23 protein-coding genes are annotated in these 26,378 nt (G+C 60.7%); 15 read left to right on the top strand and 8 right to left on the bottom strand.

The window, feature by feature from the left end:
* Positions 1-151: 151 nt before the first annotated feature.
* Together C4J83_RS29235 and C4J83_RS29230 are read left to right on the top strand one after the other, a co-directional pair.
* Positions 152-2,047, top strand: a complete 1,896-nt coding sequence (locus C4J83_RS29235) for a cytochrome c/FTR1 family iron permease (RefSeq protein ID WP_124418726.1) — start codon at positions 152-154, stop codon at positions 2,045-2,047.
* Between the two features lie 2 nt (positions 2,048-2,049).
* A complete protein-coding gene (locus tag C4J83_RS29230) occupies positions 2,050-2,505 on the top strand; it encodes a YaiI/YqxD family protein (RefSeq protein WP_101273534.1) in 456 nt (151 codons plus the stop codon).
* Positions 2,506-2,733: 228 nt separating this feature from the next.
* On the opposite strand, the gene elbB is transcribed toward C4J83_RS29230, so the two are convergent.
* Complete coding sequence (elbB, locus tag C4J83_RS29225) at positions 2,734-3,399, bottom strand: isoprenoid biosynthesis glyoxalase ElbB (RefSeq protein ID WP_124418725.1); 666 nt, start codon at positions 3,397-3,399, stop codon at positions 2,734-2,736.
* Positions 3,400-3,515: 116 nt separating this feature from the next.
* On the opposite strand from elbB, the gene C4J83_RS29220 reads away from it, so the two are divergent.
* A complete protein-coding gene (locus C4J83_RS29220) occupies positions 3,516-4,751 on the top strand; it encodes a sterol desaturase family protein (RefSeq protein WP_106575800.1) in 1,236 nt (411 codons plus the stop codon).
* On the opposite strand, the gene C4J83_RS29215 is transcribed toward C4J83_RS29220, so the two are convergent.
* Positions 4,732-5,379 carry a DedA family protein gene (locus C4J83_RS29215; protein WP_124418923.1) on the bottom strand — a complete coding sequence of 216 codons (648 nt, stop codon included), beginning with the start codon at positions 5,377-5,379 and terminating at the stop codon, positions 4,732-4,734. The genes C4J83_RS29220 and C4J83_RS29215 overlap by 20 nt on opposite strands.
* A gap of 208 nt (positions 5,380-5,587) precedes the next feature.
* Here C4J83_RS29215 and hemB point away from each other — a divergent pair, with 208 nt between their 5' ends.
* Positions 5,588-6,601, top strand: a complete 1,014-nt coding sequence (gene hemB, locus C4J83_RS29210) for a porphobilinogen synthase (protein ID WP_119737289.1) — start codon at positions 5,588-5,590, stop codon at positions 6,599-6,601.
* Between the two features lie 18 nt (positions 6,602-6,619).
* Positions 6,620-8,842 carry a polyphosphate kinase 1 gene (gene ppk1, locus C4J83_RS29205; protein ID WP_106575798.1) on the top strand — a complete coding sequence of 741 codons (2,223 nt, stop codon included), beginning with the start codon at positions 6,620-6,622 and terminating at the stop codon, positions 8,840-8,842.
* A gap of 138 nt (positions 8,843-8,980) precedes the next feature.
* On the opposite strand, the gene ppx is transcribed toward ppk1, so the two are convergent.
* Positions 8,981-10,483, bottom strand: a complete 1,503-nt coding sequence (gene ppx, locus C4J83_RS29200; RefSeq protein ID WP_106576072.1) for an exopolyphosphatase — start codon at positions 10,481-10,483, stop codon at positions 8,981-8,983.
* Between the two features lie 483 nt (positions 10,484-10,966).
* Between ppx and C4J83_RS29195 the strand changes: the two genes are divergently transcribed.
* The 4 genes from C4J83_RS29195 to C4J83_RS29180 all read left to right on the top strand — a co-directional run bounded on the left by C4J83_RS29195 (position 10,967) and on the right by C4J83_RS29180 (position 15,486).
* A complete protein-coding gene (locus C4J83_RS29195; RefSeq protein WP_124418724.1) occupies positions 10,967-11,614 on the top strand; it encodes a DUF1120 domain-containing protein in 648 nt (215 codons plus the stop codon).
* Between the two features lie 132 nt (positions 11,615-11,746).
* Positions 11,747-12,436, top strand: coding sequence for a fimbria/pilus chaperone family protein (locus tag C4J83_RS29190; protein ID WP_124418723.1), 690 nt, complete (start codon positions 11,747-11,749; stop codon positions 12,434-12,436).
* Positions 12,437-12,506: 70 nt separating this feature from the next.
* Positions 12,507-14,945, top strand: coding sequence for a fimbria/pilus outer membrane usher protein (locus tag C4J83_RS29185; RefSeq protein WP_256660636.1), 2,439 nt, complete (start codon positions 12,507-12,509; stop codon positions 14,943-14,945).
* A gap of 142 nt (positions 14,946-15,087) precedes the next feature.
* Positions 15,088-15,486 carry a DUF1120 domain-containing protein gene (locus tag C4J83_RS29180; protein ID WP_305955564.1) on the top strand — a complete coding sequence of 133 codons (399 nt, stop codon included), beginning with the start codon at positions 15,088-15,090 and terminating at the stop codon, positions 15,484-15,486.
* Here the strand turns inward: C4J83_RS29180 and C4J83_RS29175 are convergent.
* From C4J83_RS29175 to C4J83_RS29160, 4 genes are read right to left on the bottom strand one after another with little or no spacing between them, the layout of a single operon-like run.
* The gene (locus C4J83_RS29175) at positions 15,458-16,195 is read right to left on the bottom strand and encodes an amino acid ABC transporter ATP-binding protein (RefSeq protein WP_106575793.1); all 738 of its coding nucleotides are present in this window, start codon (positions 16,193-16,195) and stop codon (positions 15,458-15,460) included. The two genes, C4J83_RS29180 and C4J83_RS29175, sit on opposite strands and share 29 nt — an antisense overlap.
* Complete coding sequence (locus C4J83_RS29170) at positions 16,182-16,832, bottom strand: amino acid ABC transporter permease (protein WP_106575792.1); 651 nt, start codon at positions 16,830-16,832, stop codon at positions 16,182-16,184. Before C4J83_RS29170 ends, C4J83_RS29175 begins: the two co-directional genes overlap by 14 nt.
* Positions 16,829-17,497 (bottom strand): amino acid ABC transporter permease, encoded by a 669-nt coding sequence (locus tag C4J83_RS29165; RefSeq protein ID WP_064454658.1) that lies wholly within the window; start codon positions 17,495-17,497, stop codon positions 16,829-16,831. Before C4J83_RS29165 ends, C4J83_RS29170 begins: the two co-directional genes overlap by 4 nt.
* Before the next feature lie 17 nt (positions 17,498-17,514).
* Complete coding sequence (locus tag C4J83_RS29160; protein ID WP_106575791.1) at positions 17,515-18,300, bottom strand: transporter substrate-binding domain-containing protein; 786 nt, start codon at positions 18,298-18,300, stop codon at positions 17,515-17,517.
* A gap of 255 nt (positions 18,301-18,555) precedes the next feature.
* On the opposite strand from C4J83_RS29160, the gene C4J83_RS29155 reads away from it, so the two are divergent.
* The 6 genes from C4J83_RS29155 to C4J83_RS29130 all read left to right on the top strand — a co-directional run bounded on the left by C4J83_RS29155 (position 18,556) and on the right by C4J83_RS29130 (position 25,849).
* Positions 18,556-19,251 (top strand): FadR/GntR family transcriptional regulator, encoded by a 696-nt coding sequence (locus C4J83_RS29155; RefSeq protein ID WP_124418720.1) that lies wholly within the window; start codon positions 18,556-18,558, stop codon positions 19,249-19,251.
* Between the two features lie 121 nt (positions 19,252-19,372).
* Positions 19,373-19,702: a thioredoxin TrxA gene (trxA, locus tag C4J83_RS29150; RefSeq protein WP_106575789.1), complete on the top strand. Its 330-nt coding sequence runs from the start codon at positions 19,373-19,375 to the stop codon at positions 19,700-19,702.
* A gap of 234 nt (positions 19,703-19,936) precedes the next feature.
* The gene (gene rho, locus C4J83_RS29145; RefSeq protein WP_003176825.1) at positions 19,937-21,196 is read left to right on the top strand and encodes a transcription termination factor Rho; all 1,260 of its coding nucleotides are present in this window, start codon (positions 19,937-19,939) and stop codon (positions 21,194-21,196) included.
* A 155-nt stretch (positions 21,197-21,351) separates the two neighbouring features.
* On the top strand, positions 21,352-23,355 hold the full coding sequence (locus C4J83_RS29140) for an acyltransferase family protein (RefSeq protein ID WP_124418719.1): 2,004 nt from the start codon (positions 21,352-21,354) through the stop codon (positions 23,353-23,355).
* A 59-nt stretch (positions 23,356-23,414) separates the two neighbouring features.
* A complete protein-coding gene (ubiD, locus tag C4J83_RS29135; RefSeq protein ID WP_106575787.1) occupies positions 23,415-24,881 on the top strand; it encodes a 4-hydroxy-3-polyprenylbenzoate decarboxylase in 1,467 nt (488 codons plus the stop codon).
* Positions 24,881-25,849, top strand: a complete 969-nt coding sequence (locus C4J83_RS29130; RefSeq protein ID WP_106575786.1) for a CDP-6-deoxy-delta-3,4-glucoseen reductase — start codon at positions 24,881-24,883, stop codon at positions 25,847-25,849. The genes ubiD and C4J83_RS29130 overlap by 1 nt, the downstream gene beginning before the upstream one ends.
* Here the strand turns inward: C4J83_RS29130 and C4J83_RS29125 are convergent.
* Positions 25,846-26,328 (bottom strand): sn-glycerol-3-phosphate transporter, encoded by a 483-nt coding sequence (locus C4J83_RS29125; protein ID WP_119737299.1) that lies wholly within the window; start codon positions 26,326-26,328, stop codon positions 25,846-25,848. The two genes, C4J83_RS29130 and C4J83_RS29125, sit on opposite strands and share 4 nt — an antisense overlap.
* Positions 26,329-26,378 lie beyond the last annotated feature (50 nt).

Genomic DNA, 26,378 nt, shown 5'->3' with positions numbered 1-26,378 from the left:
ACTGGCAAAACAATGGCTTTTTGCTTCGTTTATTTGTGCGATTGCCATCATGTCGACCGCGATATTTCCATCGCCTTGTCACTGACGTCTTGAGTCAAACCCCTTAACGTTAAACAATGTGTTACTTCGCATTTCCCTTTGAGATTCATTCATGACTGCCCTTTACCGTTTTCTCGCCTGGCTGATGCTGCCGGCGCTGATGTCGTGCAGCTTTAATCTGTTGGCGGCCACTGCCGAGGGCGCGCCTCAAGCCTTGCATCTGCTCGATTACATCGGGGCCGACTACCCGCCGACGGTGGACGCGGGCACGGTCGTGGATGAATCCGAATACCGCGAGCAGGTGGAGTTTCTTGGGGTATTGCAGGGCCTGGTAGCGGATTTACCCGAGAAGCCCGAACGCGCCGATTTGATAAAGGGCGTCAATGAATTGCTGGCGGCGGTGACCGCGCGTGAAGAGGGCACGACCGTCGCCCACCAGGCCCGTCAGTTGGGTGCCAAGTTGGCAGTGGCGTACGAAGTCAGCCAGGCTCCGGCGATCACACCAGACCCCACGCGCGGCGCACCGCTCTATGCCCAGCACTGCTCGGTGTGCCACGGCATTGCGGGCGCCGGTGATGGCCCGGCCAGCACCGGCATGACGCCGCCGCCCGCGAACCTGCGTGACGCCGCGCGCCTGGACCGCCTGAGCCTTTACGCGATCTACAACACACTCGGCCTGGGCGTCGAGGGCACTGACATGCCGTCTTTCGCCGACCAGCTCGATGACCGTCAACGCTGGGACCTGGCGACCTACATCGCCGGTTTCACCGCTGACCCGGCTGCGGCAAACAGCGAACAACCCTTCAACCTTGCCGACCTGGCCCGCCAGACCCCCAATGAAGTGCTGGCCGCAAACGGCCCGGCCGCCGCCGCGACGTTCCGCGCCCAGCGTGCGCAGCCGCCGCAGGTCAAGCGTGGCCCGGCACAGTTGCTCGATTACACCGCGACCACGCTGGACAAGAGCCTCGCCGCGTTCCGCAACGGTGATCACGAACAGGCCTACGACTTGTCGGTAGCCGCCTACCTGGAAGGGTTTGAGCTGGTAGAAAGCTCGTTGGACAACGTCGATGCCAACGTGCGCAAGGACACCGAGAAAGCCCTGATGGCCTACCGGCAGTCATTGCAGGACGGCCTGCCGATCGAGCAGGTGCAACAGCGTCTGGACGTGGCCAAGGGCAAACTCACTGAATCTGCCGGCCTGCTGGGCAGCGATGGCTTGAGCTGGTCGTTGAGCTACATCTCCGGCCTCCTGATTCTGTTGCGTGAAGGTCTGGAAGCGATCCTGGTGCTGGCGGCAATTCTGGCTTTCCTGCGTAACACCGGCCAGCAATCGGCGGTGCGCAGCGTCAACGTCGGTTGGGGCCTGGCGCTGTTGGCCGGGCTGGCGACGTGGGCATTGGCGGCGTATGTGATTGACGTCAGCGGCGCCCAGCGCGAATTGCTTGAGGGCTGCACGGCACTGTTCGCCAGCGTGATGGTGCTGTGGTTGGGCGTGTGGATGCACGACCGACGCCACGCGGCGGCCTGGCAGGATTACATCAAGAGCAGCCTGGTGGGCGGCGGCGGGCGCTTCGGCTTTGCCATGCTGGCGTTCTTCTCGGTGTACCGCGAGCTGTTCGAAGTGATCCTGTTCTACGAAACCCTGTGGCTGCAAGCCGGCCCTGCCGGGCACAACGCGGTGCTGGCCGGTGGCGCCACGGCGCTGGTGCTGCTGGTGGGCCTGGCGTGGGTGATCCTGCGCGGCTCGGCGAAGTTGCCCTTGGCGTTGTTCTTCGGCATCAACGCAGCGCTGCTGTGCGCGCTGTCGGTGGTGTTCGCCGGCCATGGCGTGAAGGCCTTGCAGGAGGCCGGCATCTTCGGCACACGGCCGGTGGCGTTCTTTGACTTCGACTGGCTGGGCATCCACGCCGACGCGTATTCGTTGAGTGCGCAGGCCGTGGCGATCCTGGCGATTGTGGTGCTGTACGGCCGCAGCCGCCTGGCAGAAAAACGCCGCGTGGCAGCCTGACCATGCGCGTGTGGATCGATGCGGATGCTTGCCCACGGGCGGCCAAGGACCAGGTGGTGAAATTCGCCCTCAAGCGCCAGTTCGAGGTGGTATTGGTGGCGGGGCAAAGCCAGATCAAACCGAGCTTTGCGTGTGTGAAGTTGATCGTGGTACCCAGCGGCCCGGATGCGGCGGATGACTACCTGGTGGAACACGCCGTGCCCGGTGAGCTGGTGATTTGCAGCGACGTGCCCTTGGCCGACCGGCTGGTGAAGAAGGGCGTCACGGCCCTTGACCCACGCGGTAAGGAGTTCAGCCCGGCAAACATGAGCGAACGGCTGGCAGTGCGTAACCTGTTTACTGATCTGCGCGAGCAGGGCCAGATGGGCGGAGGGCCGCCGCCCCATGGCGAAAAGGATAAGCAGGCGTTTGCCAATGCGCTGGACAGGATATTGACCAAGCTAATGCGCGAGGCCTGACGTTGGCGAGCGGTGTTCCTGTAGCGAGCGGGCTTGCCCCGCGTTGGGGGGCGAAGCCGCCCCAACACTTCGCGCCGCAGATTAACTGACTGACCGCGTCGCCTGAATTGGGGCTGCTGCGCAGCCCAACGCGGGGCAAGCCCGCTCGCCACAATTAGCCCTGCTCGCCACTAAGAGCTTGCTAGCCACAACGGGTGGACTGACCACCCTTAAGTGTTCGGGAGGCGATCAATCATCCTCGTGAGTCAATTCCAATACCCGATCCACGAGTTTGTTGATACCTGAGGCCACCTCGCTGATGTTCTTGCCAAGCATGTAGGCCGGGGTGCTCACCAGTTTGCGCGGGGTGTCCTCGACGATGTCTTCCACTGTGCAGTCGCGGTGGGTGGCGCCCATCTTGTCGAGGGCAGCGGCGGTGTCGGCATCGTTGCCGATGGTGCAGGTCACGCCGGGGCCGTAGATTTTCGCGGCCAGTGCCGGCGAAATGCAGATCAGCCCCACCGGCTTGCTCGCTTCGGCGAAGGCTTCCGCCAGCGCCAGCACCTGCGGATTGACGCTGCAACCTGCGCCTTCCACGGCAAAGTTCGACAGGTTCTTCGCCGCGCCAAACCCGCCGGGCACGATCAGCGCATCAAAGTCTTCGGCGCGGGCCTCTCGAATATCTTTCACGTCACCCCGGGCAATCCGCGCCGACTCCACCAGCACGTTACGCGACTCGGGCATCTCTTCGCCCGTGAGGTGGTTGATCACGTGATGTTGCGCGATATCCGGCGCAAAACATTGGACCTGGGCGCCCCGCTGGTCCAGGCGCAACAAGGTGATCACGCTTTCGTGGATCTCTGCGCCGTCGTACACGCCACAGCCGGAAAGGATCACTGCAATCTTTCTGCTCATGAGTATTTCTCCCTATTTCATGGCGTTAAATGTCTACTAATTTGTCACCTGTTGCCAATGGGATCTCGCGCCGCTACACCTAATCTTGATGTAACAAAAACAGACCGGACTAGCCCATGGACTTCGTGCCTTACGCGGTACCGTTTTTCATCGCCTTGATCGTGGTTGAGCTGCTGGCCGACCGCTGGCGCGGCGAGCGCAACTATCGGGTGGCCGACGCCATCAACAGCCTCAGCACGGGCGTGCTGTCCACCACCACGGGCTTGCTGACAAAAGGCGTCGGGCTGCTGACCTACGCCTTCGCCCTCAAGCACCTGGCCTTGATCGAACTCTCGGCCCAGAGCGTGTGGACCTGGGTATTCGCCTTTGTGTTCTATGACTTCTGCTACTACTGGCTGCATCGCTGCGGGCATGAGCGCAACATCCTGTGGGCCGCGCACTCGGTGCATCACCAGAGCGAGGACTACAACCTCACCACCGCCCTGCGCCAGACCAGTACCGGCTTCTTGCTGAGCTGGATTTTCTACCTGCCCCTGGCCGTGGTGGGCGTGCCGCTGGTGGTGTTTATCAGCGTGGCCTCGCTCAATCTTCTGTATCAGTTCTGGGTGCACACCCGCCACGTGCCCAAGCTTGGCTGGTTCGAATGGTTCTTCGTCACACCGTCCAATCATCGGGCTCACCATGCACAGAACGCTCTTTACATGGATCGCAACTATGGCGGCGTGTTCATTATTTGGGACCGGCTGTTCGGCAGCTTCCAGGAAGAAGACGACAACGAGCCGGTGATCTTTGGCGTGACCACGCCCTTGGCCAGTTGGAACCCGCTGTGGGCCAACCTGCAGTTTTATGCGCAGTTGTGGAGTGATGCGCGGCGTACCGAGAGCTGGTGGGACAAGCTGCGCATCTGGTTCATGCGCACCGGGTGGCGCCCGGCGGATGTCAAAGCCAAATACCCACTGGCCAAGCCCGATTTGAGCCAGTTCCGCAAATTCGAAGTGCCGCTGGACGCACGCCAGCAAATCTACGTTGCCCTGCAATTTGCGGCATATGTGGGGTTTGGCAGCTATCTGATGAATGCCGGCGAAGGGCTGCCCACGGCGGCGTTGATCCTGGGCTGGAGCGCGATGGCGTCAGGGTTGTTCACGCTGGGCGTGGCGTTGGAAAATCGCCCCTGGGCCCTGAAAGCTGAGCTGGTACGCCTGGGGCTGAATGTACCGTTGGTATGGCTGGCGCCGGTGGTGGGGCTGTGGCCGGCCAGCAATTTGGGCTGGCTGGGCCTGGTGAGTTACAGCTTGCTCAGCGTGATGGGTCTCTACTGCTGCAGAGACCGGCTTACTCGATTGGCGTCTTAGGCGCGTCGACCTTGGCGGGCTCGACGAGTTGCTCTGCGGCCAGCCGGGCCTTGGCATCTTCGCAGGCCTGGCGGGCAATGCGCGCGTTCTTGAAGCGGCGGCGCAGCCACAGGCCCAAGCCCAGCAACAGCAGCGCGCCCAGCACCCACAGCTCATATTTCTTGATGCTGCCGAGCATGCCTTCCAGCACCGCGCCAAAATGATAAGCCGCAGCGCCCAGCGCCGCCGCCCACACCGCCGCGCCAATACCGTTGAGCAGCAGGTAGCGCAAAGGCGGGTAGCCGGACAAGCCAATCGCCACCGGCATCACGGTGCGCAGCCCGTAGACGAACCGAAAGCTCAACACCCAGATATCCGGATGCTTGCGGATGTGTTCCAGCGCTTTGTCGCCCATCAGTTGCCAACGCGGCTTGCGCGCCAACAGTTTGCGGCCATGCTTGCGCCCCAGGAAGTACCACAGCTGGTCACCGGCATAGCTGCCAAAGAAGGCAACGACCACCACCAGGTTGATATCCATGTATCCACGGAACGCCAGGAAGCCTGCGAGAACCAGAATGGTTTCGCCTTCGAAGAACGTGCCCAGGAAGAGCGCAAAGTAGCCGAAGTCATGCAGAAATTGTTGAAGCATGGTCTGGGGTGCTGGCGAAATGAACGCGCAGCCTACGCCTTCGTGAACATTCATGAAAGTATCGAGATGTGTCACGAAGTGAACAATTCCTACATATGCGACGAATGCGACTGCAGGTCGCATCGATAAGCACAACTGTCATTCCTTCGTCATAATGGCCGCTTATAACTGCAACGCTCGCCCGTAAACACGGGCTCAGGAGTCTGTCGTGAGCTTTACCCCTGCCAATCGCCTGTTCCCTGCTACCCGCCTGCGCCGCAATCGCCGTGATGATTTTTCTCGCCGCCTGGTGCGTGAAAACGTGCTGACGACGAACGATCTGATCTTGCCGGTGTTTGTGCTGGACGGTGAAAACCGTCGGGAAGCCGTGGCATCGATGCCGGGTGTGGAGCGCTTGACCATTGATCAGCTGCTGATCGAGGCGGCGAACTGGGTGGAACTCGGGATTCCGGCGCTGGCGCTGTTTCCAGTGACGCCGTCTGAACTCAAGTCTCTTGATGCTGCGCAAGCCTGGAACCCGCAAGGCATTGCCCAGCGTGCCACCCGCGCGTTGCGCGAGCGTTTCCCGCAGCTGGGGGTGATCACCGACGTGGCGCTGGACCCGTTCACCACCCACGGCCAGGATGGCATTCTTGACGAAGACGGCTATGTTCAAAACGACATTACCGTCGATGCGCTGGTCAAACAGGCGTTGTCCCACGCAGCCGCTGGCGCCCAGGTCGTCGCGCCGTCGGACATGATGGACGGTCGCATCCAGGCGATTCGCGAAGCCCTGGAGCTGGCCGGTCACGTCAATGTGCGGATCATGGCCTACTCGGCCAAGTACGCCAGCGCCTATTACGGGCCTTTCCGCGATGCGGTGGGCTCGGCACTGAACCTGGGCAAGGCCAACAAGGCTTCGTACCAGATGGACCCGGCCAACAGCCAGGAAGCCCTGCACGAAGTCGCGGCGGATCTGGCTGAGGGCGCCGACATGGTGATGGTCAAGCCAGGGATGCCGTACCTGGACATCCTTTATCGGGTCAAAGAGGAATTCAAGGTGCCGACCTTTGTCTATCAGGTCAGCGGTGAATACGCGATGCACATGGCCGCGATCCAGAATGGTTGGTTGAGTGAAGCGGTGATCCTCGAATCCCTGACTGCCTTTAAACGTGCCGGCGCTGATGGCATTCTGACCTACTTCGCCGCCCGCGCCGCCCAATTGCTTAGAGAGCAACAATAGCCCTCACAGGAACACTCAATGAATACCGAAGGACTCTCAGAAGTTGCCGTAAAAGACGCTCACCCGGTGGTGGAACAAGTCACCGAAACGCCGCCGGAGCTGGAGCCCGCACCGCCTGCCGTGGTGGCCGAGGCCCCCGCGCCGGCGCCAGTGGTCGCGGTGACCAACCTGGATGACAGCAGCCTGTACATCCACCGCGAGCTGTCACAACTGCAATTCAACATCCGCGTGCTCGAGCAGGCGCTGGATGAGTCCTATCCGCTGCTGGAACGGCTGAAATTCCTGCTGATTTTCTCCAGCAACCTGGACGAGTTCTTCGAGATCCGCGTCGCCGGCCTCAAGAAGCAAATCACCTTCGCCCGCGAACAAGCGGGCGCCGACGGCCTGCAGCCGCACCAGGCCCTGGCGCGCATCAGCGAGCTGGTGCACGGCCACGTGGACCGCCAATACGCGATCCTCAACGACATCCTGTTGCCGGAGCTGGAAAAACATCAGGTCCGCTTCATTCGTCGCCGGCACTGGACCACCAAGATCAAGACTTGGGTGCGCCGTTACTTCCGAGACGAAATTTCGCCGATCATCACCCCGATTGGTCTGGACCCGACGCACCCGTTCCCGCTGCTGGTGAACAAGAGCCTGAACTTCATCGTCGAACTGGAAGGCATCGACGCCTTCGGCCGCGATTCGGGCCTGGCGATCATCCCGGCGCCGCGTCTGTTGCCACGAATCATCAAGGTACCGGAAGAGGTGGGGGGCGCTGGCGACAACTATGTATTCCTGTCGTCGATGATCCACGCGCACGCAGATGACCTGTTCCAGGGCATGAAGGTAAAGGGCTGCTACCAGTTCCGCCTGACCCGTAACGCCGACCTGGCGCTGGATTCCGAAGACGTCGAAGACTTGGCCCGCGCCCTGCGCGGTGAGCTGTTCTCGCGCCGCTACGGCGACGCGGTGCGTCTGGAAGTGGCAGACACCTGCCCTAAACACCTGTCGGACTACCTGCTCAAGCAGTTCAACCTGGCCGAGTCCGAGTTGTACCAGGTCAATGGCCCGGTCAACCTGACGCGCCTGTTCAGCATCACCGGTCTGGACAGCCACCCCGAGCTGCAATACACGCCGTTCACGCCGCAGATCCCGAAATTGCTGCAAAACAGCGAGAACATCTTCAGCGTGGTGAGCAAGCAGGACATTCTGCTGCTGCACCCGTTCGAGTCGTTCACCCCGGTGGTCGACCTGCTGCGCCAGGCCGCCAAGGACCCGCATGTTCTGGCTGTGCGCCAGACGCTGTACCGTTCCGGCGCCAACTCGGAAATCGTCGACGCACTGGTAGACGCCGCGCGAAACGGCAAGGAAGTCACCGCGGTGATCGAGTTGCGTGCGCGTTTTGACGAAGAGTCCAACCTGCAACTGGCCAGCCGCCTGCAAGCGGCCGGTGCCGTGGTGATCTACGGCGTGGTCGGTTTCAAGACCCACGCCAAGATGATGCTGATCCTGCGCCGCGAAGCCGGCGAGATTGTGCGTTACGCGCACTTGGGCACTGGCAACTACCACGCCGGCAACGCCAAGCTCTACACCGACTACAGCCTGCTGACCTCAGACGACGCGTTGTGTGAAGACGTCGGCAAGTTGTTCAGCCAGTTGATCGGCATGGGCAAGACCTTGCGCATGAAGAAGCTGCTGCACGCGCCGTTCACGCTCAAAAAGGGCATGCTCGACATGATTGCCCGCGAGACTCAGTTCGCCCTCGACGGCAAACCGGCGCACATCATCGCCAAGTTCAACTCGCTGACCGATCCGAAGATCATCCGCGCGCTGTACAAGGCCAGCCAGTCCGGTGTGCGCATCGACCTGGTGGTGCGTGGCATGTGCTGCCTGCGTCCGGGCATCGCCGGGGTTTCGCATAACATCCACGTGCGATCGATCATCGGGCGCTTCCTGGAGCACACGCGGGTGTTCTACTTCCTCAACGGCGGCGAAGAGCAGATGTTCCTCTCCAGTGCCGACTGGATGGAGCGAAACCTCGATAAGCGTGTAGAGACCTGCTTCCCGGTGGAAGGCAAGAAGTTGATCATGCGCGTCAAGAAAGAGCTGGAAAGCTACCTCACTGACAACACCCACAGCTGGAGCCTGCAGTCGGACGGCCGCTACGTGCGCAACACGCCGACCGGCAACCAGAACCCGCGCAGTGCGCAGGCGACGTTGCTGGAAAAGCTGGGTAGCCCGATTCTTGCGGTGAACTAAAGCCAACGCGCTCTGAAAATGTGGGAGGGGGCTTGCCCCCGATGAAGGAGTGTCAGTCAACAGATTCATTGACTGGTCCTCCGCCATCGGGGGCAAGCCCCCTCCCACATGTGTTTGTGCAGTGTTCTTTAGATCGGCTCAGCGCAGGTTCAGGCTGAACCCCACCCGCGTCAGCCATTCCGCTTCCTGGGCAAAATCCGCCTGGGTCAGCTGGTTTTCATCCAGCCAGCCTTTGGGGAACACCACATCCAGGCTGTCGCCGTGGGCGCGCAGGGTGACCTGGGGCATTTCCTGGGTGCCGCGAATGTGGTGGAACAGGATTGCAAAGCGCAGCAGCACGCACAGGCGAATCAGCTTGCTGCCTTCGCTGCCGAAGTCGGCAAACTTGTCCTTGGGAATGTTGCGGCGATGGCCACGCACCAGCAGGGCGAGCATCTGTTGGTCTTCGCGCGAGAAACCGGCGAGGTCCGAGTGCTCGATCAGGTAGGCGCCATGCTTGTGGTAATGGTAGTGGGCGATGTCCAGGCCCACTTCATGCACCTTGGCAGCCCAGCCGAGCAGCTCGCGCCACACGCCGTCTGCCAGGTCCCAGTCCTCGGCCACCTGGTCGAAGGCATGCAGGGCCTTGCGCTCCACGCGCGCGGCTTGTTCCAGGTCGACGTGATAACGCTCCATCAACGAGCTGAGGGTGCGCTCACGCACGTCTTCATGGTGATGGCGGCCCAGCAGGTCATAGAGCACGCCTTCGCGCAGCGCGCCGTCGCAGTGGTCCATGCGTTGCAGTTCGAGGGCGTCGAAAATCGCCTCGAGAATCGCCAGGCCGGCCGGGAAAATGGTGCGCCGATCAGGCTTGATGCCGTCAAAGTCGATTTTCTCTGCGTCGCCCAGCTTGAACAGTTTGCGCTTGAGCCAGGCCAGGCCTTCGGCGTTGACCTCACCGGTGCCATGGCCGCCGGCTTTGAGGGCCAGGCCGATCGCGCGGATGGTGCCGGACGAGCCGATGGCTTCATCCCAGGTCAAGCGATGCAGGGCGTGTTCGATGCTCATGATTTCCAGACGCGCCGCGGTGTAGGCCTGGGCATAGCGCGCCGGGGTGATCTTGCCGTCCTTGAAATAACGCTGGGTATAACTGACGCAACCCATCTGCAGGCTTTCGCGCAGCAGCGGTTCGAAACGCTGGCCGATGATGAATTCGGTACTGCCGCCGCCGATGTCCGCCACCAGGCGTTTGCCCGGGGTGTCGGCCAGGGTGTGGGAGACGCCGAGGTAGATCAGGCGCGCTTCTTCGCGGCCCGAAATGACCTCTACCGGATGCCCGAGGATTGCTTCGGCGCGGCGGATGAACTCGCCGCGGTTGCGGGCTTCACGCAAGGCGTTGGTGCCAACGATTCGCACAGCGCCCAGGGGCATGCCGTTGATCAGTTGGGCAAAGCGCTTGAGGCAATCGAGCCCGCGCTGCATGGATTCTTCATTGAGCTGGCGCTCGTCGTCGATCCCGGCAGCCAGTTGCACTTTTTCGCCGAGCCGCTCAAGGATGCGGATTTCGCCGTTCTGGGCCTTGGCCACGACCATGTGAAAGCTGTTGGAGCCCAGGTCGATAGCGGCGATCAAGGACAGATTCTTGGCTTGGGATTGCGGCATGGTTTGGGGGTCTCGGTCGATAACCTGACCATCGTGCCACGATCGAACGCTGGCGCCAACGCGTTGTGCTTCAGTAATTTGCGTGATGCTGTCTGTGGGGAATTCATGTGGGAAATGTAGGCCGGTTTCGTAAGCATGCGACGAATAAGCCATTCAATGATGTAGGCATTTTGACGTTCGTGGTTTTCAAGGCGGATTCTGAATTTGCCTACAATGATTGAGTCGCTGTTCTCTTAGTTTGTTTTGTTATGGACTACCTTGTTATTAACTGTGAGCCACTATTTATTTTCATCACTCCGACAATAACTGATGTGTTGTCCGATTTTTTAATGAGGTACCAAAGCAGCAGACTGTCACTCGGCAATGTTGCCTGGGTGTTATTTATTTATCGTTATGTATGTCCGGGAAGATAAGTGGTTGGGCGATGGATTCGCCAGGACGCGAATAAACAATGCCTGTTAACTTCGTAGTGACAGGACAAAAATGAAAACAATTGTTGGTTTGACTCTCGGTATGGCCTGCCTGGCTGCAACCCTCAACGCTCAGGCGACCACCAGTGCCCAATTGGTCGTCAGGGGCACGATTACTCCCGCTGCCTGTAACCTCAGCCTCGCCGGCAGCGGCATCATCGACTACGGCACGATTCGCTCCGGCGAATTATCCCAGACCGCGTTCAACACCCGCGAAGAGAAGACCACTTCCCTGGTGGTCAATTGCGGCACAACGCCGGCGAGGTTCGGAATCTCCTTCACCGACCTGCAGGCGGGCAGCAAAGTGCCGGGTGTCCTGGGTCCAGGCTTTACCGAGGCGCAGAATTTTGGTTTGGGTTCTGTAGGGACTCGGCGAACCGGTGGCTATTCGGTCACGCTCAGGGACCTACGTTCTGCCGGCGTGGCGCTGTACCCCATCCTGCGTAATGGCACCGGCGTTTGGCTCACCAGCGATGGCAAAGTTGCTCAGTCACCTGCCCAGTATTCGTGGCGCAATAGCACCACCTTTACGCCGGCCTCTATCAACCAGTTGACCGGCACTCTTGCGGTGAAGGCGGTCATCAACCGGGCGCAGGATCTGGACTTGAGTCGCGATGTCTCCCTTGATGGGCGCGCCACACTGGTATTGAGTTACATCTAAACAGCGCAAAACAGCCAATCAAGAAACTGACACTTTCTGGTTGGCTGTTTTTTTGTGGGCGTTTAACTGCCCAAGGTCAACTTTGTCGGTTGCGGGGGACGTCGAGTGCGTGGGTTTTCAATAATAAGTTTTATGTTGTTTTGGAGTGCAGGTGCCTGTGGTTTTTTTACCGGTGTTGCCCTGGCGGACGGCATGCTGCCGGAAACAACGGTCGTGGTGCTTTATGAGGAAGAGGGCGAGGCCACAATAAACATCAAGAACACCGATGCCGGGCCGGCGTTGCTTCACTCGGTGGTGGAGAACGTGCCCGAGGACCCGCAACTGCTGTTGATCGTTACACCGCCCATCACACGAGTGGAGGCGGGCGACACGCAGTTGGTGCGTTTTATCAGCACTCAGGGTGAGCCGCTCAAGACCCAACGCCTCAAGCGTGTGTCGTTCGAGGGCATCCCCCAGGCGCGCACGGCGGGCGGTGCGACCATCGGTATCACCCTTCGGCAGAATTTGCCGCTGATCCTGCACCCCAAAGGTTTGCCTCGGCACTCAACCCCCTGGGAGTTGCTGACGTGGAAGCGGACCGGGCAGGGCCTCACGGCCCATAACGACAGTGCCTATGTGGTGCGCCTGGCGCCGGAGGTGCGCCTGCTTCCACAAGGCGCCCCGGCCACGTTGCCGCGCGCTTACCTTTTGCCGGGTGAAGCATTGACCGCAGAGGTCGATGGCCCACTGGACGGTGTGGCCGAGGTCGAGATCCAGCCCGCCACGGTCTATGGGTTTTCGGTAGAAAACTACCGCGCCCCGATCCTTACCGATGAGGGTTGATCGGCCGATGATTAACCCTTCGAGTCACCGCATTGCGGCATTTTTTAGGCCCGGCAGGCCCACCTTGATCATGGGTTTTGCAGCCCTTTGGAGCTTGCCCGGCGTTGTTTCTGCGCTGGAGCTGGGAGAGGGGTTTGACCTCGCGGCACTGACAACCCACGGTATTGACCCCAAGGTCTCCGACTACTTTCGCAGTGCAGCGCGCTTTCGTGAAGGCGTGCACGTGGTGGGCCTGCGGGTCAATGGAAACCCGCTTGGGCTGGTAGATGCACGTTTCGATCACGAGGGTCGATTGTGTTTTACGCCTGGGCTGCTGGAAAAAGCCGGGCTGGTAAAGCCGCGCGACATCCTCCACGAAGGCGCTACACCGGACGCGGCCTGTCATGACTTTCTCGCTGCGTTCCCGACCACAATGCTGAGGTTGCGCCCCGGTACCGAGGAAGTGACGCTGGTTGTGCCGACCCAGTCATTGCGTGCGCCGCAGTGGGAGGCCGGGCCCTTTTCCACGGGCGGCGCAGCCGCGCTGTTCAACTATGACGTGCTGGGTTTGGACAGTCATTCGCGCAGTGGGCCCAGCCGGTTCATCTCGGCCTACACCGAGGCAGGCTTCAACCTTGACGATTGGGTGGTCCGCAGCCGCCAGTTCTATGTGTCCGACAACGGCAAGACCCGTACCGAACACCTTTACGCGTTTGCCCAGCGGGATATTGCTGCGTTGCAGTCGACGTTCCAGGTCGGCCAGATCTCCAGCCATAACCCGTTGTTTGGCGGGGTCCAGTTGTCCGGGCTGCAGTTTTACCCCGATGGCCAATCGCGTGCCGCTGCGGGCGGCAACCATGCGGTGGTTGAAGGGCTCGCCCAGAGCCAGTCGCGGGTTGAAGTGCGCCAGTCCGGTGCGTTGATCTACAGCACGTTGGTGCCTGAAGGCCCGTTCAGGCTTGCGGGGTTGCCGCTGCTCAATGACACCAGTGACCTGGACGTCAGCGTGATCGATGTGCGCGGTGTCAGGCGCAGCTTCGTGGTGCCGGCGGCTTCGTTCGCGGGGGCTGGTCCGGCGGCGCCTGGTTATTATTTCTCGGTTGGCAAGTTGCGCAAAAACACCCTCGAAGAGGGGCCATCACCGCGGGTCGCCATGGCCAGCGGCACATGGGGGCTGGGGCGCGACTCGTCGGCGGGCTTTGGCTTGTTGAGCGCCGATGACTATGGGTCGGCGGGCGTCACCCTGAACAGCGTGTTTGTGCAGCGGGTTTCCGTGGGGGCACGTCACAACTTGTCGCGAGACAGCAAAAACGCAGTGTCCGGGTCGCGCAGCAGCGTCTCCGTGAGCAGCCCGGTGCTGCCCAATGTTGACGTCAACCTCAGTGCGACCACCCAGACCCAGGGTTATCGTGAGGTCACTGAAGCCGGCCGCGTCTCCCGGCCCGACGAATTGGGTTCGCGCTTCAAGAACCAGTACACGGCAGGCATGAGCTGGGCCGACCCCACGCTGGGGGTGTTCTCGCTGGGCTATACCCGCAGTGCCCAATTTGACGGGCGAACGAGCGAGCATGTGTTCACCTCGTGGAACAAGTCATTCAGCCGCGCCGATGTCGCGTTGATTGCCGACTCGCAAGTGGGCGGCACTCGGTCTGATCGTGACGTCACGCGTGCCGGCAACCGGCGCGAACGGGCGCTGGACAACGATTTGTCCGTGCGGTTGCAGGTCAGCGTGCCATTGGGTGGGGAGCGTCGTGTGCACAGTTACACCAGTCGTCGCAGTGATCAGTTCACCGCCGGCACGTCGCTCAGCGAACGGGTCAACGAGTATGTGAATTACGAAGTGGGCGTCGAGCGCGACCTCAAGGCCCGGCAGGCATCGGTGCGCGGGCAGGTGGACCTGCTGCCTCGTTATACCCGGGTCGGCCTGGGTGTCAGCCGCGACCCGCAGGGCACCAGTTACACCGGGCAGTTGCAAGGCGGCGTGGTGGCTCACGCAGGCGGGCTGACCTTTTCGCCTTACCCCGTGCAGGACACCTTCGGCATCGTCTCTGTCGGGGATATCGGCGCGGCAAAAGTCCAGACCCCCCAAGGCCCGGTGTGGACCGATTTCAGCGGGCAAGCCGTGATCGCAGGCCTGCCGGCTTATACCAACAGCCGGGTTGAGGTGCAGACCCCGTCCTTGCCCAGGCGCGTCGACCTGAAAAACGGCACACAGGTGCTCACGGCGGGCCGTGGATCCTTCAATGCCGTGGATTTCGATGTGGTGAAAGTGCGCCGTATTTTGCTCACCGCAAAGGATCAGCATGGCCGGCCATTGCCTCAAGGCGCCTCGGTGTTCGGCACGGGCGATCGCTTCGTGACCAGCGTGGTGGGCGAGGGCATGGTGTTCCTCAATGACGTCAATGAGGCGCAAAGCCTGCGTGTTTCATTGCCGGACGCTTCTACCTGCCTGCTACGCATTGACCTCAAGAGCCAACCCGACAATGACAAGTTCTATGAAACCACCTCGGCGGTGTGCCATGGCCGTTAAGCTTAAAAGCGTGCCTTTGCTAATGCTCTGCGCACTGCTCGCGACGCCTGATGCCCGGGCGGAAAATTGCCGGTTATCGGTGAGCCAGCCGCGCATAGACTACGGCGCTATTCGCAGAGAGGCGCTTGTTGAAAGCACGTCCATGGCGCTCGGCACTCGCTCGTTGAGCGTGAATGTACTGTGTGCTGAGCCCGCGGCAATCGCGTTGCGTTTTGTCGGCGTGGCGGCCGATGGCGAGAGCTTTCGTTTCGGGCGCCAGGGGCATTTCCGCCTGAACCTCAAACACGCGCGTTTAGATGGACAAGCCGTCGGCTGGGCGCCCGCGCACTCAGCCGGCGAGACGGTCAGCGGGCACCTGTTGCCCGGCCAGACGTTGATAGCGCGAGTGGCCGGGGGGCCGAGGGCAGGGCGTCAATTCACGGCCCAGGTCGATATCGACACCGACCTGGCTGCCGACGCCTTCCAGGTGCGTAGCGAGACGCACCTTGAAGGGCAGGGCAGTTTCGAACTGGTCAGCCCGGTTGTTCCACTGAGCCAATGAAGTTGGCGAATTCCGGCGTTTTTGGGTTGGCGAACAGTGTCTTGGGGTCGCCCACCTCATGCACTTTGCCTTGGTGCATGAACACCAGTTTGTCGCCGACTTCCCGGGCGAAGCGCATTTCGTGGGTCACCATGATCAGGGTCATGCCGTCGTTGGCCAGTTGACGCACCACGCTGAGCACTTCATTGACCAGTTCAGGGTCCAGGGCCGAGGTGATTTCGTCGCACAGCAGCACCTTGGGTGACATGGCCAGTGCACGCGCAATCGCGACGCGCTGTTGCTGGCCACCGGACAGGCGATCCGGGAAGGCGTCGAACTTCTCGCCCAGCCCGACGCGCTCCAGCATCTGCCTGGCAAGCTGTGCGGCTTTGGCCTTGGGCACTTTCTGCACCACTTGCGGCGCGAGCATGACGTTTTCGCCCACCGTCAGGTGCGGGAACAGGTTGAACTGCTGGAACACCATGCCGACTTTCTGCCGCAGGCTGCGCAGGTCGGCGCGCGCGGCATCGAGGTATTCGCCATCGACTTCGATCACACCGTCGTTGATCGATTCCAGGCCATTGAGGGTGCGCAGCAAGGTGGACTTGCCCGAGCCACTGCGGCCGATGATCGCCACCACCTGGCCCTCTTCCACGGTCAGGTCGATGCCTTTGAGTACGTGGTGATCGCCGTAATACTTATGCAGGGCGGAAATTCTAAGCAGAGGCATGCAGTCTCCTTTCCAGGTAGCGGGCACTGAGGGACAAGGGGTAGCAGAGCAGGAAGTAACCGAGGGCCACCAGGCCGTAGACCATAAAGGGTTCGAAGGTGGCGTTGGCGAGCATGCCGCCGGTCTTGGTCAGTTCGGTAAAGCCGATGATCGACGTCACGGCGGTGCCTTTGACCACCTGCACCGAGAAACCCACCGTGGGCGCCACGGCAATCCGCAGCGCTTGGGGCAGGATCACGTAGCGCAGTTGTTCAAGCGGGTTGAGCGCCAGGCTGGCCGACGCTTCCCATTGCCCATGGGCGATGGATTCGACGCAGCCGCGCCAGATCTCGGCCAGGTAGGCGCTGGTAAACAGGGTCAAGGCGATTGCCGCTGCCAGCCAGGGCGAAATATCCACACCCAGCAGGGCAATGCCGAAAAACACCAGGAACAGTTGCATCAACAGCGGCGTGCCCTGGAACAGTTCGATATAGGTGCGCGCAACATTGCGCGCGAAGGCTTTGCGGCTGATGCGCATGGTCATCACCAGCAAACCGATCAGGCCGCCGCCGACAAACGCCACCAGCGACAGCAACAGGGTCCATTGCAGGCCAACAGCCAGGTTGCGCACGATGTCCCAGAACGAAAAATCACTCATCGGCTGTTCCTCATCACAAACCGCCGGCCAATCCAGTTGAGCAACTGGCGAATCATCAACGCCATGCACAGGTACACCAGCGTGGTCAGTGCGTAGGTCTCAAAGGCGCGGAAGTTGCGCGACTGAATAAAGTTGGCGGCAAAGCTCAGCTCTTCGGTGGCGATCTGCGAACACACGGCCGAGCCGAGCATCACGATGATGATCTGGCTGCTCAGGGCCGGCCACACCTTGCCCAGCGCCGGCAGCAGCACCACGTGGCGGAACGCTTCGAAACGCGTCATTGCCAGTGCGGCGGCGGCTTCCAGCTGGCCGCGAGGGATGGCCTGGATGCCGGCGCGAATGATCTCGGTCGAGTAGGCCCCCAGGTTGATCACCATCGCCAGCACGGCGGCTTGCCATTCGGTGATTTTCAACCCCAGCGAGGGCAGGCCAAAGAAGATGAAGAACAGCTGCACCAGAAACGGCGTGTTGCGGATCAACTCGACATACACACCGAAGAACCACGCAAACGGCTGGATCTTCCACGCCCGCACCACGGCGCCGACGGTGCCCAGGGCCACCCCGAGGATCGCGCCGATGGCCGTCAGCTCAAGCGTGAACAGCGCACCGCGCAACAGCAGGTCGGTGTTGGCGAGCACAGGCATAAAGTCAAATTGATACGCCATGAATCAGCTCCGTCGCTTTAAAGGTCGGCGGGCAGCGGCTCTTTAAGCCACTGCATCGCATTTTTCTCCAGGCTGCCATCGGCTTTGGCCGCTACCAGGATCTGGTTGACCTTCTCCAGCAGCGCCGGCTCGTTCTTGTTCACGCCCACGTAGACCGGCGAGTCCTTGAGTTTCACTTTCAGCGCCGGCACGCGTTTCGGGTTGCGCTCGCTGATTGCCACCATCACCACGTTGCCACTGGCGATCAGGTCGACCTGGCCGGCCAGGTAGGCGGCGATGGTCGAGTTGTTGTCTTCGAAGCGCTTGATCGTGGCTTCCTTGGGCGCTACGGCGGTCAACTCGATGTCTTCGATGGCGCCGCGGGTCACGCTGATGGTCTTGCCCTTGAGGTCGTCAGTGGTGCTGATCGGCGCATCAGGCGGACCAAACACCGCCAGGTAGAAGGGCGCATAGGCCTTGGAGAAATCGATGACTTTTTCCCGCTCGGCGTTTTTGCCCAGGCTGGAAATCACCAGGTCGACCTTGCCGGTGGTGAGGAATGGAATGCGGTTGGTGCTGTTGACCGGCGTCAGCTCCAGCTTGACCTTGAGCTGGTCAGCCAGCAGCTTGGCGGTGTCGATGTCCAGGCCGCGGGGCTTCATGTCCGGACCGACCGAGCCGAACGGCGGGAAGTCTTGAGGCACGGCGACCTTGAGGGTGCCACGGGCGACAATGTCGTCCAGACCATTGGCCTGGGCGGGTGCCTGGCTCAGCATCAGGCTGGCAAACAGGGCAGTGAGCAGGGCGCTGTAGCGCTTGGTCATGGCGACTCTCCGAAAAGGGCGAAGGGATTTTCTGATTTTGCTCAGTGCACAGCCCATGCCATCACTGCTGGTATTGCCTGCAAGGCCGGGATTTGTTGAGGTGCGGTGGTCTTACTGGTCTGAACAGTGCGTGCGCATTTCGCACCTTTTTCGAGCGCCGGTAAAAGCCCGCGAGCCCCTTTGGGGCGTGGCTTGCCGCCGGCTGCGAATAGCTTTACAACTAGCCGCTCAGTTGTCTGGAACTATGAGTTTTATATGAATTCCATCGCCCAAGCCGTACCGGAAGCGGCCCTGCAGGCCATCCGCAAACTGATCAAGGAGCAGGGCTTTGCAGCGGGCGATGCGTTGCCCTCACAGCGCGACCTGGCGGTGCAGTTGGGCGTGAGTCGGGCATCGCTGCGCGAGGCGTTGTCGTCCTTGAGTGCGCTGGGCGTGGTCAGCGTGCAGCCGGGCAAGGGTGTGTTCGTGCAAGAGGTGCAGGAGGCGCCGGGTTTTGCCTGGCCTTTCGCCGCCCAGGCCACACCGCTGGATATCTTCCAGTTGCGCTATGCGCTGGAGGGTTTTGCCGCCGGGCTGGCGGCCGTAACGTTGAGCATCGATGAGTTGGACTGCCTGGAAGACAATGTCGAGGCGATGCGCAAGGTGCTCAAGGCCGGCGATTTTGAAGCCGCCGCCCGGCTCGACTTCGAATTTCACCAGCGGATTCTGCTGGCCAGTGGTAATCAGGCGATGGTGAGCATCCTGAGTGCCAGCGCCGAGGTGTTTCTGGAGAGCCAGAAACTACCGTTCATCCGGCCGGAACGGGCCATGGAAACATGGCAGGAGCACCGCAAGATCCTGCGCGCACTGGCTCGGCGCGCCAGTGCGCAAGCCCAGAGAACCATGCAGGAACACGTACGCAATGCGGCATTGCGCACTGGTATTGCCTTCGTGACTCCCGTGACGCCGTAAGTTGAGCTATACCCAAACTCATGCGTCACCATAGCAAGAGTCAATCAGAGGCGGCTTCCTGAACGGGGGAAGGGCGGCTATGATGGGCCACGTTTTTTTTGCTTACAATCCGGAGACATCCATGAGCAACGATCTTATCAAGCACGTCACCGACGCGAACTTTGAGGAACAAGTACTCAAGGCTCAAGGCCCGGTCCTGGTTGACTACTGGGCTGAATGGTGCGGCCCTTGCAAAATGATCGCCCCTGTTCTGGACGACATTGCAACCACCTACGACGGCAAGCTGACCATTGCCAAGCTGAACATCGACGATAACCAGGAGACTCCGGCCAAGCACGGCGTGCGTGGTATTCCGACCCTGATGCTGTTCAAGAACGGCAACGTCGAAGCCACTAAAGTAGGCGCGCTGTCCAAGTCCCAGCTGCAAGCTTTCCTCGACGCGAACATTTAAGCGTCGTCAAAAAAGCCCCGCAAATTGCGGGGCTTTTTCGTGAAACAGGGCTAGACGCTCCGAAACTCAGGTGGTACATTCGGCCCCGCACTGGTTTCTCCACTGCCCCCTGCAAGCCGTCGCCGACGCATTCCTTTTCGATTAGTACGCGATCCTGTCGCCTTCTCTGCGGCGCGGCCTCATTAAGCCAAAAGCTTAATTTCCCCCCTCCATAAATGATTACGTCATTCCTATATGAATCTGACTGAACTCAAGCAAAAGCCGATTACCGACCTGCTCCAATTGGCCGAAGAAATGGGCATAGAAAATATGGCCCGTTCGCGCAAGCAGGACGTGATTTTCTCCCTGCTCAAAAAGCACGCGAAAAGCGGCGAGGAAATCTCCGGTGATGGCGTGCTGGAGATTCTCCAGGACGGCTTCGGCTTCCTCCGCTCTGCAGACGCTTCCTATCTTGCCGGCCCAGACGACATCTATGTCTCGCCGAGCCAGATCCGTCGCTTCAACTTGCGCACCGGTGACACCATCGTTGGCAAGATCCGCCCTCCTAAGGAAGGCGAGCGTTATTTCGCCCTGCTCAAGGTCGACACGATCAACTTCGACCGTCCCGAGAACGCGAAAAACAAGATTCTCTTCGAGAACCTGACCCCGCTGTTCCCGACTGTGCGCATGAAGATGGAAGCCGGTAACGGTTCCACCGAAGACTTGACCGGTCGTGTCATCGACCTGTGCGCCCCGATCGGTAAAGGCCAGCGCGGTCTGATCGTCGCACCGCCGAAAGCCGGTAAGACCATCATGCTGCAGAACATCGCAGCGAACATCGCTCGTAACAACCCGGAAGTTCACCTGATCGTGTTGCTGATCGATGAGCGTCCGGAAGAAGTAACCGAAATGCAGCGCACTGTGCGCGGCGAAGTGGTTGCCTCCACGTTCGACGAGCCGCCAACCCGCCACGTGCAGGTTGCCGAAATGGTGATCGAGAAGGCCAAGCGCCTGGTCGAACACAAGAAAGACGTGGTGATCCTGCTCGACTCCATCACCCGTCTGGCCCGTGCCTACAACACCGTGATCCCAAGCTCCGGCAAAGTGCTCACCGGTGGTGTCGATGCCCACGCCCTGGAGAAACCAAAGCGTTTCTTCGGTGCTGCGCGGAACATCGAAGAAGGCGGCTCGCTGACCATTATCGCCACCGCGCTGGTTGAAACCGGCTCGAAGATGGACGAAGTGATCTACGAAGAGTTCAAGGGTACCGGCAACATGGAACTGCCGCTTGACCGTCGTATCGCTGAGAAGCGTGTGTTCCCTGCGATCAACATCAACCGCTCCGGCACCCGCCGCGAAGAGTTGCTGACCGCCGACGACGAACTGCAGCGCATGTGGATCCTGCGCAAGCTGCTGCACCCGATGGACGAAGTCGCCGCCATCGAGTTCCTGATCGACAAGTTGAAAACCACCAAGACCAACGACGAGTTCTTCCTGTCGATGAAGCGTAAGTAACACGACGCTCCAGGTCCGAAAAAACGGCGCCCTTCGGGGCGCCATTTTTTTGTGTTGAGAAAGAGAGCTTTGCAGGACAATAGTGTCAGTTAAGAAACAAAAAAACTGAGTGCGGCTACGCTCATTCCCATTCGAATCAGGCTGACCTACGATTTATGACCGCTCTTGCTTACCGAAGGGACATTGACGGCCTGCGTGCCATCGCTGTCCTGGCTGTTGTGCTGTTCCATTTTGGAGTACCAGGCGTCACTGGCGGCTTTGTTGGCGTTGATGTGTTCTTTGTGATTTCAGGGTTTCTGATCACTTCGATTATCTGGCGCGAGCGTGAAGCCGGGCGTTTCAGTTTTCTCGATTTCTGGGCTCGCCGGGCCCGGCGCATCCTGCCGGCACTGGTCGTCATGATGTTCGTGTCATTGGTGGTTGGCTGGTTTTTGATGGCGCCCAAGGACTATTCAGAGCTGGGACGCTCGATTCACAACCAAGTGATCTTCATCTCCAACCTCTTCTTTATGCGGCAGGACGGCTATTTCGATACAGCCTCCGATATGAAGCCGATGCTGCACACCTGGTCGCTTTCGGTTGAAGAGCAGTTCTACATCGGTTTCCCACTCTTGCTGGCGCTGCTGTCGAGCCGGCTCAAGCAATGGCGTGGTGCCTTGTTTGTGCTGATGCTCGCCTCATTTGCTGCCAGCGTGTGGGCGGTGTCCCGAGAACCGGACAAGGCCTTTTTCCTGCTGCCGATGCGGGCCTGGGAGTTGTTGGCGGGTTCCATGCTGGCGGTAATGCCGGCGCGGGCGCAGCGCGCAAGCCCGATGCTGGCGCAGACGGTCAGCTTGATCGGCCTGGGAATGATTCTGGTGGCGGTACTGGGTTATGACGCCAGCACCGCCTTTCCAGGGGTTGCAGCGCTGTTGCCGGTAGTGGGTGTGGTGGGGCTTATTTGGGCCAACGGTCAGCACAGCACACTGGTAGGCCGGTTGTTGGGTAGCCGTGTGCTGGTGGGCGTGGGGCTGATTTCCTATTCCTGGTACCTGTGGCACTGGCCGGTGCTGGTGTTTGGCAAGTACGCCAGCATTTTCGGCCTGGCGCCTGTGGAGGTTGCGGGCCTGTTTTTCCTGAGTCTGGTACTGGGCTATGGGTCCTGGCGATTCGTTGAGGGGCCCTTTCGCGAGCGGCGTCTGTTGGCGGGCAATCGGGCAATCCTGGCCGCGGGCGTCATGGCGCTCGTCAGCCTCGGCCTGATCGGCAAGAGCCTGGTGTGGTCGGATGGTTTTGCGTGGCGGCTGCCGCCTCAGGCGCTGCAATTTGCCCAGGCGTACACCTGGAGTCCCACGCTTATGAACTGTTTGTCGGACGACAAGAAAAACAAGCACCGTGAGTTGTGCCATTTTGGTCCGCAGGCGGCCACGGCCAAGGCGCTGGTCTGGGGCGACAGCCATGCCTCGGCGCTGATTCCGGCATTGAGCGATGCTTCAAAACAGTACGACTTCAGCATCACCCAGGCGGGCTACGCCGGTTGCCTGCCGTTCTACCGCAAAGAAAACACCCCAGGGTGCGGGGCGTTCAACGAGCGCGTTACGCAGTTGCTCAAGCGCGAGCCCTTCAGTGATGTGGTGCTGGTGGCGCGCTGGAGCCTCTACGTGTATGGACAGCGTTCCGGTGATACCGGTGCGTCGATCCATGACCCGGCGACGGGGAAATATGACCGTGCCGTGGCTGAGCAGCTATTCAGCGAGGGTTTGAATACCTTGGTGCAGCAATTACGCGCCGGTGGTCATCGTGTATGGCTGGTCAAGGAAGTGCCGCTGCAGGAATTCAATGTGCCGTACCGGCTTAGCCGTTTGGCCATGTTGGGGCGCCCGACCGACCGCGAAGGCTTGCCCCTGGCCGAACACCTGCAGCGCCAAACCTTCATCAGCGGTGTCTTTGAGCAGATCGCAGCGGCCGATCCAGGTGTTCAACTGCTGGACCCGGCGCCGAAGCTGTGCGACACCAATGGGTGGTGTCGCGTCGAACTCGGCGGCCAGTCGCTGTATACCGATGACAACCACCTCTCAAGCGTGGGCACGCGGTATGTGGAAGGGTTCCTGGAGCCGTTCTTCCGCACCCTGCGCCAGGCCTCGGTGCAAACAGATGTAAGCCGCAATGATGTGCAATAAGCTGCCAGCGCTCGTAAGAGCAGGTAGGATGTACGCCTATTTTACGAGTGGCATGGTTAATGAAATTCAAGGATCTTCGGGATTTCGTGCAGCAACTTGAGCAGCGCGGAGAGTTGAAACGTATCCAGGTGCCGATTTCCCCGGTGCTGGAAATGACTGAGATTTGCGACCGTACCCTGCGTAACAAGGGCCCGGCGCTGCTGTTCGAAAACCCGACCGGCTTTGATATTCCGGTGCTCGGCAACCTGTTCGGCACGCCCGACCGTGTTGCCTTTGGCATGGGCGCCGAGTCGGTCAGCGAGCTGCGCGAGATCGGCAAGCTGCTGGCCTTCCTCAAGGAGCCCGAGCCACCCAAGGGCCTCAAGGATGCCTGGTCGAAGCTGCCGATCTTCCGCAAGATCATCGCCATGGCGCCCAAGGTGGTCAAAGACGCCGTGTGCCAGGAAGTGGTCATCGAAGGCGATGACGTCGACCTCGGCATGCTGCCCGTGCAGACCTGCTGGCCGGGCGACGTCGGCCCGCTGATCACATGGGGACTGACCGTCACCAAAGGCCCGAACAAAGACCGCCAGAACCTCGGCATCTACCGTCAGCAAGTGATCGGCCGCAACAAGGTGATCATGCGCTGGCTGAGCCACCGTGGCGGCGCACTGGACTTTCGTGAGTGGTGCGAAAAACACCCCGGCAAGCCGTTCCCGGTTTCCGTGGCCCTGGGCGCTGACCCGGCGACCATTCTCGGCGCCGTCACGCCAGTGCCCGACAGCCTCTCTGAATATGCCTTCGCCGGCCTGCTGCGCGGTAACCGTACCGAGCTGGTGAAGTGCCGCGGCAACGACCTGCAAGTGCCGGCCACCGCCGAAATCATCCTTGAAGGCGTGATTCATCCGGGCGAAATGGCCGATGAAGGCCCTTACGGCGACCATACCGGCTACTACAACGAAGTCGACAGCTTCCCGGTGTTCACCGTCGAGCGCATTACCCATCGGATCAAACCGATCTACCACAGCACCTACACCGGCCGTCCGCCGGATGAGCCGGCCATCCTGGGCGTGGCCCTCAACGAAGTGTTTGTGCCGATCCTGCAGAAGCAATTCCCGGAAATCACCGACTTCTACCTGCCGCCGGAAGGCTGCTCGTACCGCATGGCCATCGTGACGATGAAGAAGTCGTACCCGGGCCACGCCAAGCGGGTAATGCTCGGTGTGTGGTCGTTTTTGCGACAGTTCATGTATACCAAGTTCGTTATTGTCACCGACGACGACATCAATGCCCGGGACTGGAACGACGTGATCTGGGCCATCACCACGCGCATGGACCCCAAGCGCGACACGGTGATGATCGACAACACGCCGATCGACTACCTCGACTTCGCATCGCCAGTGTCAGGCCTGGGCTCGAAAATGGGCCTGGATGCCACCCACAAATGGCCGGGTGAAACGACCCGCGAATGGGGCCGGGTAATCGTCAAGGATGACGCCGTGACCGCGCGTGTCGATGCAATCTGGAAAGAATTGGGAATAGATTGATGCGTGTAACCCTGCAACCTTCCGGCGCTGTACTGGAACTGGTCCCTGGCGAGCGGATCCTCGAAGGTGCGCGCCGCCTGGGCTACGAGTGCCCGCAAGCCTGTCGCAATGGCGTGTGCCATGTGTGCGCGGCGCTGCTGGTAGAAGGGCGGGTACAGCAAGCCGGCGAGGTGCGCGACCATGGTGAGTTCTACACCTGCATCGCCGAGCCGCTGGAAGATTGCGTTGTGTTGTGGGATGGCGTGCTGGCGCCGGGAGAGTTGCCGTTGCGCAAGTTGTCGTGCCAATTGAGTGAGTGCGTGGAAGTCGGTGGCGATGTATGGCGCGTGCGCCTGCGGGCTCCGGCCGGCAAGCCGGTGCGTTACCACGCCGGGCAATACCTGATGATCGAGCGGGAGAATGGCGAGAAGTCGGCGTTTTCTTTGGCCTCGGCGCCCCACGCCGGGCGTGAGCTGGAATTGCATGTGCTGGCCCGTGAGGACAGCGCGCGTAACCTGCTCGAACAGTTGCAGCGTAATCAGATGGCTCGCATCGAATTGCCGTTTGGCGACACCCACCTGGCTGAACTGCCGGACGGGCCGCTGGTATTGATCGCCGCCGGCACCGGCATGGCGCAGATGCACAGCCTGATCGAGCATTGCCGCGCCTCTGGCTTCAAGCACCCGGTGCACCTGTACTGGGGCGTGCGCCGCCCGGAAGACTTCTACGAAATCGAGCACTGGGACCAGTGGCTGAAACTGCCCAACCTGTTCCTGCACAAAGTGGTCAGCGACCTCTGTGGTTGGGAAGGCCGTTGCGGCCTCCTGCATGAAGCGGTGTGTGAAGACATCAGCGACCTTAAAGCCGTGCATGTCTACGCCAGTGGCTCGCCGGCGATGATCTACGGCACGCTGGATGCGCTGGTTGAAGCGGGTATGGATGCGCACCAGATGCGCGCCGATGTGTTCGCCTACGCACCGCGCCCTTAAAAGCGCACGCCGGTGGTGACCATCGCGGCATTAAAGCCCAGTAACACCAGCTCTGCTGCTACCGGCCCATAGTGGGCGCCCACGGACGGGATGATCACCGGCGCAACGCCGAAACGGTTCAACGGGATCTTGTCGCGGTACTCGCCGCGATAGCCCTGCAATAACCCGCCCGTGAGTTTTACATACACCGGATAGTCGGCCATGTCATAGCGCTTGCCTGCATAGGCGTAGTAAGCGCGTTGGCTGAACGAATTGCGAAATGTCGCCGCGCCATACACAAAACCTGACGCCTCATTGCGCTCCAGGCCGATCAGGTCCTGATTGTTGTTGTGCTTAGGGTCGGGCGCGAAATGCCGGGTATAGACGCTGGTCTGCGCGTACCAGAACCCCTTGTCTTCATCAGCCGGCGGTACTTCGGCCGCCAGTGCGGTGGTGGCCTGGGCCAGGAACAACAGGCTGGGCAATCGAAACTTCTTCATGGGTGCGACCTCGATAGGCGGTTGGACGGCTAAGTGGGTCGTGCTGTGCG

It is taken from the genome of Pseudomonas sp. LBUM920 (genome assembly GCF_003852315.1).
In the GTDB taxonomy this organism is placed as follows: domain Bacteria; phylum Pseudomonadota; class Gammaproteobacteria; order Pseudomonadales; family Pseudomonadaceae; genus Aquipseudomonas.
The sequence above is the reverse complement of the archived record's forward strand: the minus strand, read 5'-3'. Positions and strand labels throughout refer to the sequence as shown.